Genomic DNA, 11,216 nt, shown 5'->3' on the forward strand with positions numbered 1-11,216 from the left:
ATTTTTTAAAAATATTATGATAAATCAATAAGTTATATATTTAATTGTGATAGACAATTTTTACAAAGCCAATCATTTGGTCATGATGATTAAAAAAGCGAATGATTTGCCAAGTTTTTGATATCAGGTCTTGCAATTTACGCTATAAGCCACCATAAATCCAGCATCATTTTAAAAATATAAGGAATACTAAAATGACAACCCCAAATACAACTTATGACAATGCCAATAATCATCATAATTTACAACAACTGCCCTTAATTGCTGTTCGTGATGTCATCATTTTTCCGCAGACACAAGTCGCCTTATTTATCGGTCGTGAGCAGTCCATCAAAGCCATTGAACTTGCCCAAAAATCACATGAGGGTAAACTGATTGCGGTTGCCCAAAAAGATTCACTGTCTGAACAGATTGATATTGAAGATTTACATCGCTACGGAACACTTTGCCGAATTGTCAGTACCATGCCACATGACTCCGATGATAAATGCTTAAAGGTGTTGATTGAGGGTCTTGAGCGTGTTGAAATCGGTCGCATCCAAAATGCCAATGATGATACTGATGATAGCTTTATCGCTGAGTTCACTGCTGCCAATGTTGACCTCAATCTTAGCCAAGAAGAAGCTGATGCTCAAAAGTCGGTGCTGCTTGAGCTATTTAGTGACTATGCTGAAAGTACGCTGAGAAATTCGCGTGAGCTGATCCGTGTTGCCAGCGGTTTTGATAATTTGCTTGAGCTGATTTACTTTGTCGTGACACGCACACAGCTACCTCTTGATAAAAAGCAAGCTTTGCTTGAATCGGGTGATGCTGCTGAATACTTTAAGGTGCTAAGCGAATATTTCACTAACACTAAAACCGAGCATAGCATCGAAAGTCAGCTACAAGACACTGTTCGAAAGCAAATGGAAAACAACCAACGCGAGTATTTCTTAAATGAAAAAATGAAAGCCATCAAATCAGAACTATCCGATTTAAATGATGGTGCCGATGATGACGATGTTGAGCTTGAAAATCGCTTAAAAGAAGCTGATTTGCCCGATGATGTCCGAAAAAAGGCCGAAAGTGAATTTAAAAAGCTTAAACAAATGCCAGCATCATCATCAGAGGCATCGGTGGTACGAGGTTATGTTGAGTGGATTTTAGACACGCCATGGAACAAAGCCAGTAAAGTTAGCATTAATCTTGATAAAGCCAAACAAACACTGGATAAAGATCATTATGGGCTAGATGATGTCAAAGACCGCATTTTGGAATATTTGGCAGTACAATCTCGAGTGAAGCAGCTTAAAGGGCCTATTTTATGTTTAGTTGGCCCTCCTGGGGTGGGTAAAACTTCCTTGGGCGAGAGCATTGCTCGTGCCACAGGTCGTAAGTTTGTGCGTATGGCATTAGGCGGCGTGCGTGATGAAGCTGAAATTCGTGGGCATCGCCGTACTTATATCGGTGCGATGCCCGGCAAAATTGTACAATCACTTGCCAAAGTTGAGGTTAAAAATCCGCTATTTTTACTCGATGAAATTGATAAGATGGCACAAGATTTTCGAGGAGACCCTGCTTCTGCCTTACTTGAGGTCTTAGATCCTTCCCAAAATAAATCCTTTAATGATCATTATTTGGATTTAGATTTGGACTTATCACAAGTGATGTTTATTTGTACTGCCAACAGCATGAACATTCCGCCTGCATTGCTTGACCGTATGGAGGTCATTCGCTTACCTGGCTACACTGAAGATGAAAAAATGGCCATTGCCAATAATTATCTAACCCCAAAAGCTTTAGAACAAAACGGCCTAAAACCCAATGAGCTTGATATTACTGATGATGCATTAACCAGTATTATCCGCCATTATACCAAAGAAGCAGGCGTTCGTAATCTTGAGCGCGAGATTAATAAGATTAGCCGAAAAGCGGTACGCTCCCAAATCGAAAAATATGGCGTCAAACCCAAAAAAGGTGTTGATATCGAAAGCTTGACCATCACCGATGATAATATTTCAGATTATTTGGGCGTCAAGCCATATGATTATGGTTTGGCTGAAAAAGACCCTGAGATTGGACGCATTACAGGTTTGGCGTGGACTTCGGTTGGTGGTGAGCTTTTGACCATCGAATCTGCAACCATGCAGGGTAAAGGCGAGCTTGTCTTTACAGGGTCGCTCGGTGATGTCATGAAAGAGTCCATTCGTGCTGCCATGAGTGTTGTGCGTGCCAATGGTGAGCGATTTGGGATTACTTATGAAAAATTTAAAAATACCGATTTGCATATCCATATGCCTGAAGGTGCAACCCCAAAAGATGGCCCATCAGCAGGTATTGCCCTAACTACTGCCATCGTCTCTGCCATGACAGGCATCGCCATTCGTGCTGATATTGCCATGACAGGTGAGGTTACTTTGCGTGGTAAAGTATTACGCATCGGTGGATTAAAAGAAAAGCTCTTGGCGGCACATCGTGGCGGCATCAAGCATGTCTTGATACCCAAATCCAATGAGCGTGATTTGATCGAGATTCCTGACAATGTCAAAGAAGGTCTTGTCATTCAATCTGTTGAAACCATTGATGAGGTGCTGGCGGTAGCTTTGGTTGAGCCAATTCGCCCACTTCCTCCACAAGCGGTCACTCACAAGACCAGTAGCGATACTGTACGCAGCTAAACAACAGCACACCTTGGCAGATAGTGTCAGGTGTGCTTTTTTTAATTAAAAGATATGCATCATGAAAGCCTTATTTGACTATATTCCACTCATTATATTTTTTGTTCTTTATAAAACGACCGAACCAACAGACAGCACGCATCCGATTTTACAACTCATTGGGTCGGCAGGTACGGATAATAACCACATTTTAGTGGCAACATTTGGGCTGATTGCCGCAACTGTAATTATATATGGGTATTTATTCATCAGCCAAAGATTTCACCTAGAAAAGCAGCAGTGGTTTGTGTTACTGATGACGGTGGTTTTTGGTGGAATCACCTTAGCACTTAGCGACGCATTTTATATCATGCTAAAAGCAGTGTTAATTAATGGTGCATTTGCACTGGGGCTACTCATCTCCCCATTATTTAGCAAAGATAAAAGCCCCATCATCAAACGCTTGTTTGAACCTGTATTTCACCTAACGCATCAAGGTTGGCAGTATCTTAATTTGGCTTGGGTGGGTATGTTTACTGTGATGGCAGGTTTACATACATTTTTTGCATTCATTTTTGCAGAGGGGAAATACTGGGGCGAATTTACCGCTTTTGGTGATATGATTGTCATGTTTATATTTTTGGGTGTGATGTTTTTTTGCCTAAGAAAAAATATCAGAAAGGACATTACTGAGAATTCTAAAAAATCACTTAATAAATAGTTACTTAATAAATAATCACTTAATAAATAGTTACTTAATAAATAATCACTTAATAAGCTCACTTAATAAATAATAAGCTAATAAAAAGCACTGTTAAAACAGTGCTTTTTATTTATCTTTGATTTGATTAAACCATCTATTCGCTGACAAAAGCGATTTTGCCCAATCCTGCTTTTGATGCCTCAGCCAAAACCTGTGCGACGGTATCGTATTTACCCTCTTTATCAGCACGCAAATTAATTTGGGGGTTTTTGCCTGCATTAACCTGCTCGGTGAAGCGTTGGCTCAGCTCATCTAAGGTCAGTGCTTCACGGTCCCAATAAATGCCCCCTGCCTCATCAATGCTAATTTGTAAGACCTCAGGCGGTGCATCATTCACCGATGCCGAAGTTTTTGGTAAATCAAGCGGCACACTTGGGTTTAGCACGGTCGCTGTTACCAAAAAAATAATCATCAAAACCAACATGATGTCAATCAGCGGAATAAGGTTCATCTCATTCATGCCGTTATTGTCATGATCACCTAACTCAAAAGCCATCAGACCCTCCTTTATCGTACAATCTTAGACAGAATTTGATGGGCTGTATCAGTTGCCAGATGAATCGCTTGCTTGTTGATGCGTGTGGCAATGTTATAAAAAATAACCGCAGGTATTGCAACTGCTAGACCCAAACCTGTCATAATCAATGCCTCACCCACAGGCCCTGCCACTTGTGCCAAGCCCGCTTGACCTGTTGCACCGATGCTGTGAAGGGCATGAAAAATCCCCCAAACCGTACCAAACAACCCAATAAAAGGTGCGATGGAAGCTGTTGTGCCAAGAACGGGCAGACCTTTTTCAAGTTCATAACGATGACGAGCGATTTGTTGGAGCAGTTTTTGCTCTGTTGCCATCTTGCGTTGGTCAAATGGCAAATCACCCAAGTTTTGGATATTAATTTGGGCAGTTAGCTCATCAACAATATTTGCTGTGCGACGCCGAGAGTTAATCACACGCATGATGCCCACAACCCAAGATATCATTGATAAAGCCAACAAGACAAAAAACAGTGTCTTACTCACCGCATCAGTATGCGACCAATAAAATCCAAAATCCATAAATTCACCTCAAATTTTCAAAACTCAATCAGATGACCAAATATTTGGGCAACTCAACTAAGTTATCATAAGAATTATTGCTAAAAATCAGTTAAAACCACAAAATTAGTTGGTACAAGACTCATCTTTTTGTAATTTTAGCGTAATCGGATAAATTGCAGTGCCAACACGCGTGATGTTACCTTCTCTAAATGGATGCAGGCGACCACGACCTATTTGACGGATAATCTGTCGGTCTAATTTGGCATCGCCTGTTGAGCCATTTAAATTGACATTGGAGATTTTACCCTCAGCATCAACACGGAAACTCACTTGAAGCGTGGTGTCAATATCACTTCTTGCTGAACAAAAATTATTCACTCTGGGCTTGGTTTTCCAGCTGGCATTACTGATATTAATACCACCTTCCACGGTCTGATTCTGGCCAGGCTGACCGCCCCCATGATTGCCTGCTTTTTTGGCAGCATTAGCCGCCGCTTGGGCAGCTGCTCGCCTTGCAGCAGCCACTTGGGCTTCTTTCTGTGCTTGTTCTCTGGCTCTGCGTTCGTTGTCAAGTCGCTCCTGCTCACGCCTTGCGTTTTCTAAGCGTTCTTGTTCAAGTCGTTCTTGTTCCCTGCGTTCATTTTCAAGTCGCTCTTGTTCCCTGCGTTCATTTTCAAGTCGCTCTTGTTCCCTGCGTTCATTTTCAAGTCGCTCTTGTTCAAGTCGCTCTTGTTCTTGAATTTTGGCCAATTGTTGTTGCTGAGCAACCCAAGCCTCTTGAAGTCTTTGTTGTTCTAAGATGGCTTCTACATCAATCTCGGGCTCAGGCTCAGGCTCAGGAATTGGTTCAGGTAATGGCTCAGGTTCAGGAATGGGTTCGGGCGGCTCAATAACCTCAGGCGTAGCGACCTCTGGCTCTACAACAGGCTCTGGTGTAACAACAGGTTCGCCTGGTGGTTCAGGCGATTCAAGGTCATTAAGTGCGATGGGTTCAGGCACTGGTTCTTTGATAAATTCAATCTCTAAAGGCGGTGTAACAGGTGGCGGTGTGATTGGTTTTATAGTCATATTCGCCAATCCAAAACCTACCAATCCATGCAAGACAGCTGCGATAGAGATAGCCAACACTTTGATTTTTTTGGAATTATCCACTTAAAACACCCATAAACAACCAAATATGGTATATCTATTGACAAAAATTAAAAATAAAAATAGTAACGATAACGATTATCAGTTGTCATATTATGAACGATTTAGTTATAAATTGCAATCTTTTAGTAAAATTTATTTCACCAAAATCGGCGACCATCTGATGATACAAAAAGTTATATTATAACATTAATAATCTATCCGCCAACCCTTGTCAAACAAGTTTATGCAATTTTATGGTACGCTATTTTATCTTAGCAATTTTAATCACTTTGCTAGATTGCTAGAGTTGAAAACCTATTTGTTGGGTTGTTATCATCAAATACCAAAAGAACTCATACAACTTTTGGCAGTCGATTTGGTGCTATCAGATTTGGCTCATTTTCTACCCAATAATGACAGCCAATGCTATGCGGGCGATCTAAGCTTGCTTTTGCGACCAAATAAGCGCACATGGTGAGATTAAGCTTTTGAATTTGGCTTTGGGTAGTGAGATTTTGGGTGGATAGATCAGCCAAAGCTCCCGCCAAAAGCTCGACAGTTTTTGCCACATCCTCTTGCCTGCGTATTACCCCAAGATGTTGCTGCATTAGCTGCTTAATCTGAGCGACATCCAATGGTATACTTGATGCCAGATTAATATCCTTTTGATGCGTTTGAACCGACCAATTAGGCAGTACTTCACGATTTGACCATTTCGCCAAAGGTTCTTGCAAAGATTTGGCAGCATTTTGACCCATCACCAAACACTCCAGCAATGAATTACTCGCCAACCGATTAGCACCATGCAGCCCTGTATATGCCATCTCACCCAAACAATACAAACCCACCACATCACTTCGCCCACTGACATCTGTCAAAACACCCCCACAAAAATAATGCTGTACTGGCGTTACAGGAATTGGCTGCTTGGTTATATCCACGCCTTTGGCTAAGCAAGATTGATAAATTTTTGGAAAATGCTGCTTGATAAATTCATCTGATTGATGGCTGATATCCAAAAATACGCCCTGAGCGGTACGCTGGGCCTCCTTGATAATGCTTCTTGCGACAACATCTCTGGGTGCAAGCTCTAGACGCTCATCATAATTTGACATAAAGCGTTCGCCTTGAGCATTAATGAGCCGCCCACCCTCGCCTCTAACCGCTTCTGAGATCAGTGCTGTTTGAGCCATAGCATCATCAAAACCTGTTGGGTGAAATTGAACAAATTCAGCATTCACAATGCGGCAACCTGCTCGGTACGCCATAGCAATACCATCACCAGTACACACCTCTGGCGCTGTGGTATATTGATAAATCTGCCCTAAGCCGCCAGTGGCAAGCACTACTTTATCGGCATCATATTTTTTGGATTGTTGATTGATGAGACATACCACACCTTTACAATGCACTTTTTTTGTCTTTACATCAAGCTCAGTCAAAATGTCTGTCACAAAACACCGCTCAAGCACATGGATATTTGGGCGAGTCTGCATGTTTGCCCAAAGGCACGCCATGACTGATTGACCTGTATGATCAGCGACATGGCAAATGCGGCGTCTATTGTGTCCACCTTCTTTGGTTAGGTGTAAACCCTCTTTGGTTGTACTAAAAGGCACTGCCAAAGAACTAAGCCAAGCAATCGCATCAGCACCTTGATGAATGATTTGCTCGGTTGTGTTGGGATCGCACAGCCCTGCACCTGCAATGAGCGTATCTGTCACATGCTCCTGAACGCTGTCGGTTGGTGCTATCACCGCAGCGATACCACCTTGGGCAAAGCGGCTTGATGTATCCGCAATTTCACCTTTGCACATTAATAAAACTTGGCAATCTTTTGGCAAAGATAACGCTGTGGTAATGGCAGCCAATCCGCTACCAACAATGATCACATCATAAGAATCTGGTTTCATTTAGGCAACTCCCAAACCATGAACCGCTGGTTTCTTGGGCAATGTTTTTGAAAATTCAATCATTTTATCCAACGCATGGCGTGCATCATTCATCAAAGACTCAGTCAGCTGAATTTCACCTGTGCCATATTTAAGCGCTTGATAAACCCCTTGGACACCATTCATAGCCATCCAAGGGCAAAATGCACAGCTTTTACAAGTTGCACTATTGCCCGCTGTCGGTGCTGCAATGAAAGTTTTTTGTGGTGCATGCTTTTTCATTTCATGCAAAATCCCCAAATCGGTTGCAACGATGAAAGTTTTTTCGGGACGATGAATGGCAGCTTGTAATAGCTTACTGGTAGAACCGACCACATCTCCTTGAGCGACCACACTGGCAGGGGACTCTGGATGTACTAAAGTGATCGCTTCAGGATGTTCACTCTTAAGCTGCTCAAGCTCTATTGATTTAAATTCATTATGCACAATACAAGATCCTTGCCATAAAATCATATCCGCCCCTGTTTTTTGGCGAATGTACTCGCCCAAATGACGATCAGGACCCCAAATGATCTTTTCCCCTTTGGCATGTAAATGACTGACAATTTCAAGTGCGACCGACGAAGTTACCACCCAATCAGCACGCGCTTTGACAGCGGCACTGGTATTGGCATAGACAACCACTGTTCTATCAGGGTGTGCATCACAAAATGCACTAAATTCCTCAATTGGACAACCCAAATCCAACGAACATTCAGCCTGTAAATCAGGCATTAAGACAGTTTTGTGCGGACTTAATATTTTGGCACTCTCACCCATAAAACGAACCCCTGCGACCAATAAGGTCTTGGCATCATGCGCCGCCCCAAACTTAGCCATCTCAAGCGAATCCCCAACACAGCCACCTGTCGCCAATGCCAAATCTTGAATGTCAGGATCAACATAATAATGTGCAATAATCACCGCATCTTTTTGGATAAGCAGATCCTTAATATTGTGTTGGTATTGGGTCAGTGCATCTTTTGGTAGCTCAGGCGGAATCTTTGCCCATGCTTGCTTGATGCGACACGATGTCGTTGGCATATTTGATAAGGGTGCTTCATAATCAAACGCTTGTTGGGTATTTTTGTGCATCACATGCTCCTTTTTTTATCAGCTTAAATGATTACTCAGATGATTTATGCTCATTTTGAGTATTAATTTGACATATTATGCTCATTTTGAGTATAATGTAAAGCAGTTTTTGATAGGATGTCGCTTTTTAATCAATCTGGTTATCAAAAGTACATTGAAAATTAGTAAGATTTTTTTTAAAATGATGATTTTTCAATGACTGTGAATTATGAGCATACATTCATCAACCAATACTCCCCAACAAACTGACGGCTTGGTCGATCTTGTAACGGTTTTGGCTGCTGTTACTGATCATAAAGCTCGTATCTTAACGGTCAGCGGCGGTGATAAGTTGCCCAGCGGTCAGCTGACACCCATTCATCATTCACTACAAGCTGGTGTTAAAGACTGGGTACGCACCCAAACCGCTCAGCCAATGGGTTATGTGGAACAGCTGTATACTTTTGTAGATGGTGAGCGTAAAAACGCACAAGGTATGCCCGTTTTGTATGTTAGCTACCTTGGGTTGGTTAAAGAAGCGACTGCCCACAGTCTCAATCCTGATGCCACTTGGCAAGATTGGTATGATTATTTTCCATGGGAAGATCGGCGTAATAGCAGTAAGCCTATTGAGATTTTGTCAGGTCTGTATGCTTGGGTGGATGCTGGCAACGATACCCAAGAACGCCAAGAACGGCTAAGACGGGTTCAATTATGCTGGGGTTTACCTCCTTATTCGTGGTCAGAAGAGCAGGTACTACTACGCTATGAATTATTGTATGAAACAGGGTTGGTTGCCGAATCGCCTTGGCAAAACCCAAATTTTGATTTTCGTCATACTGGTCGTTTTATGCAGCATAGCCATCGCCGAGTACTAGCCACGGCACTCGCCAGATTGCGTGCCAAGATAAAATACCGCCCTGTTATTTTTGAATTGATGGCAGATGAGTTTACATTATTTCAGCTTCAAAAAAGCGTCGAAGCCTTATCAGGTCAAGAACTGCATAAACAAAACTTTCGCAGGCAAGTTCAGCAGCAAAACCTGATAGAAGCCATTGAAGGCAGGTTTGCTCATGAGCGTGGTCGGCCTGCACAGCTTTACCGATTTAAAGACACGGTGCTGCTTGAGCGTTTGTTATCTAACACTCGCCTGCCCGTGAGCAAATGATTCAAGATAAATAATTTAAGATAATGATTAATAAGATAAGGATAAATTCATGAAAACGCCATTATTTGCATTGCCTGATGCCCTACTAATACCCACAGTCCAAGTAGCACTTTTAGAGGATTTGGGGCGGCGTGGTGATGTTACCTCGGCTGCGGTCATTGCCAAAAATAGCACAGCAAATCTTGCCATCGTAAGCCGTGATACAGGCATTTTGGCAGGCATGGATTTGGCAAGGTTGGCTTTTGAATGTATTGATAAAACAATCAACTTTAGCCCAAATGCCTCAGATGGGGATACTATCAAATCAGGTCAAGTGTTGGCTTATGTATCGGGCAATACCCAAGCCTTATTACAAGCTGAAAGAACAGCACTAAATTTTTTGACACATCTAAGCGGTATCGCCAGCATGACCGCCAAAGCAGTTGCCCAAATATCACACACACAAGCCAAAATTACCTGCACACGCAAAACCACACCACTTTTAAGAAATCTACAAAAATACGCTGTGCGAGCAGGTGGTGGCTGCAATCATCGAATGGGGCTAGATGATGTGATCTTAATTAAGGATAATCACTTGATTTATTCAGGTACGCTTAAACAAGCCATCGCCAACGCCAAAGCAGCCGCAGGTCATCTTATCCCCATTGAGGTTGAAGTGGATACCATCGCACAGCTTGAAGATGCCTTGGAGGCTGGAGCGGACTTTGTTTTGCTTGATAATATGGATAACGATACTCTAAAGCACGCCGTATCACTTTGCCAAGGCAAAGCAAAAACAGAGGCGTCAGGTGGTATTACCTTTGAGCGACTAAAAACGGTAGCCGATTGCGGTGTTGATTATATCGCTTTGGGCTATCTGACCCACAGTGTGATCAATCACGACATTGGTTTGGATTTTTTGGATTAATACTCTAAACAATCTACCAAACCTGCCATCGTATTTGATTTACAGGTTTTAAATCATAATTAAATTGCACCAAAGCACCATTAAGGTGCTTTATTTTAAACATGCTATACAATATTTTTTAACACTAAGGAGCGTTATCATGTATAGATTACTCATTATTTTAGGTTATGTATTTCCTATTGTTGCACTCAGTCTTCTTGTGTTTAGTTTTTGGTATTGTCATGGTAATGTTTGTTGGGACGGTTACTAAATATATGACCAAGTCATTACCATGTATCATGGTTTGGATACGATACCTACAACCCACCTGACTAATCTTAGGGATATTTTTAAGTACCATTTAGGGTAATCCTAGGGTAATTGACATAAAATAATTACCCTAAAATTACTCTGCTCCCACACTTGCCATCAAATCAGCATGATGTTCACGCAATAAGCTGTCTAAAAGCTCAGTCAAATCCCCTTCCATGATGGCATCAAGCTTATATAAAGTTAGGTTAATGCGGTGAAAGCGTCAATAACTATCAGCAATTAGAGTACTTTTAGGGTAATACCATTACACTTAATT

At 41.9% G+C, this 11,216-nt stretch carries 9 protein-coding genes and 1 pseudogene; 4 read left to right on the plus strand and 6 right to left on the minus strand.

Annotated features, from left to right (window positions below; translation table 11 throughout):
* Positions 1-194: 194 nt before the first annotated feature.
* Complete coding sequence (lon, locus tag A4U55_RS08240; RefSeq protein WP_013107880.1) at positions 195-2,657, plus strand: endopeptidase La; 2,463 nt, start codon at positions 195-197, stop codon at positions 2,655-2,657.
* Positions 2,658-2,718: 61 nt separating this feature from the next.
* A complete protein-coding gene (locus tag A4U55_RS08245) occupies positions 2,719-3,357 on the plus strand; it encodes an inner membrane-spanning protein YciB (RefSeq protein ID WP_003656768.1) in 639 nt (212 codons plus the stop codon).
* A gap of 136 nt (positions 3,358-3,493) precedes the next feature.
* Here the strand turns inward: A4U55_RS08245 and A4U55_RS08250 are convergent, their stop codons facing one another.
* The 5 genes from A4U55_RS08250 to nadA all read right to left on the minus strand — a co-directional run bounded on the left by A4U55_RS08250 (position 3,494) and on the right by nadA (position 8,594).
* Entirely contained in the window at positions 3,494-3,895 is a 402-nt protein-coding gene (locus A4U55_RS08250; RefSeq protein ID WP_003656766.1) for an ExbD/TolR family protein, read from the minus strand.
* A gap of 11 nt (positions 3,896-3,906) precedes the next feature.
* Positions 3,907-4,455: a MotA/TolQ/ExbB proton channel family protein gene (locus A4U55_RS08255; protein WP_003659649.1), complete on the minus strand. Its 549-nt coding sequence runs from the start codon at positions 4,453-4,455 to the stop codon at positions 3,907-3,909.
* 105 nt (positions 4,456-4,560) lie between these two features.
* Positions 4,561-5,589 (minus strand): energy transducer TonB, encoded by a 1,029-nt coding sequence (locus A4U55_RS08260; RefSeq protein WP_063454228.1) that lies wholly within the window; start codon positions 5,587-5,589, stop codon positions 4,561-4,563.
* 332 nt (positions 5,590-5,921) lie between these two features.
* Complete coding sequence (gene nadB / locus A4U55_RS08265; protein WP_063454229.1) at positions 5,922-7,481, minus strand: L-aspartate oxidase; 1,560 nt, start codon at positions 7,479-7,481, stop codon at positions 5,922-5,924.
* Positions 7,482-8,594 carry a quinolinate synthase NadA gene (gene nadA, locus A4U55_RS08270; RefSeq protein ID WP_063454230.1) on the minus strand — a complete coding sequence of 371 codons (1,113 nt, stop codon included), beginning with the start codon at positions 8,592-8,594 and terminating at the stop codon, positions 7,482-7,484.
* Positions 8,595-8,802: 208 nt separating this feature from the next.
* Here nadA and A4U55_RS08275 point away from each other — a divergent pair, with 208 nt between their 5' ends.
* Positions 8,803-9,741, plus strand: a complete 939-nt coding sequence (locus A4U55_RS08275) for an NUDIX hydrolase (protein ID WP_003659643.1) — start codon at positions 8,803-8,805, stop codon at positions 9,739-9,741.
* 49 nt (positions 9,742-9,790) lie between these two features.
* Positions 9,791-10,648 carry a carboxylating nicotinate-nucleotide diphosphorylase gene (gene nadC, locus A4U55_RS08280; RefSeq protein ID WP_063454231.1) on the plus strand — a complete coding sequence of 286 codons (858 nt, stop codon included), beginning with the start codon at positions 9,791-9,793 and terminating at the stop codon, positions 10,646-10,648.
* Between the two features lie 385 nt (positions 10,649-11,033).
* Here nadC and prfA read toward each other — a convergent pair.
* Positions 11,034-11,156, minus strand: a pseudogene (prfA, locus tag A4U55_RS08885) (peptide chain release factor 1); the annotation flags it as partial.
* Positions 11,157-11,216: the final 60 nt, after the last annotated feature.

This window comes from Moraxella catarrhalis, from assembly GCF_001632285.1.
GTDB classification, from domain to species: domain Bacteria; phylum Pseudomonadota; class Gammaproteobacteria; order Pseudomonadales; family Moraxellaceae; genus Moraxella; species Moraxella catarrhalis.

Coding starts and splice junctions, on each gene's coding strand:
- lon (WP_013107880.1), top strand. CDS start 195: ATGACAACCCCAAATACAACTTATGACAATGCCAATAATCATCATAAT.
- A4U55_RS08245 (WP_003656768.1), top strand. CDS start 2,719: ATGAAAGCCTTATTTGACTATATTCCACTCATTATATTTTTTGTTCTT.
- A4U55_RS08250 (WP_003656766.1), bottom strand. CDS start 3,895: ATGGCTTTTGAGTTAGGTGATCATGACAATAACGGCATGAATGAGATG.
- A4U55_RS08255 (WP_003659649.1), bottom strand. CDS start 4,455: ATGGATTTTGGATTTTATTGGTCGCATACTGATGCGGTGAGTAAGACA.
- nadB (WP_063454229.1), bottom strand. CDS start 7,481: ATGAAACCAGATTCTTATGATGTGATCATTGTTGGTAGCGGATTGGCT.
- nadA (WP_063454230.1), bottom strand. CDS start 8,594: ATGCACAAAAATACCCAACAAGCGTTTGATTATGAAGCACCCTTATCA.
- A4U55_RS08275 (WP_003659643.1), top strand. CDS start 8,803: ATGAGCATACATTCATCAACCAATACTCCCCAACAAACTGACGGCTTG.
- nadC (WP_063454231.1), top strand. CDS start 9,791: ATGAAAACGCCATTATTTGCATTGCCTGATGCCCTACTAATACCCACA.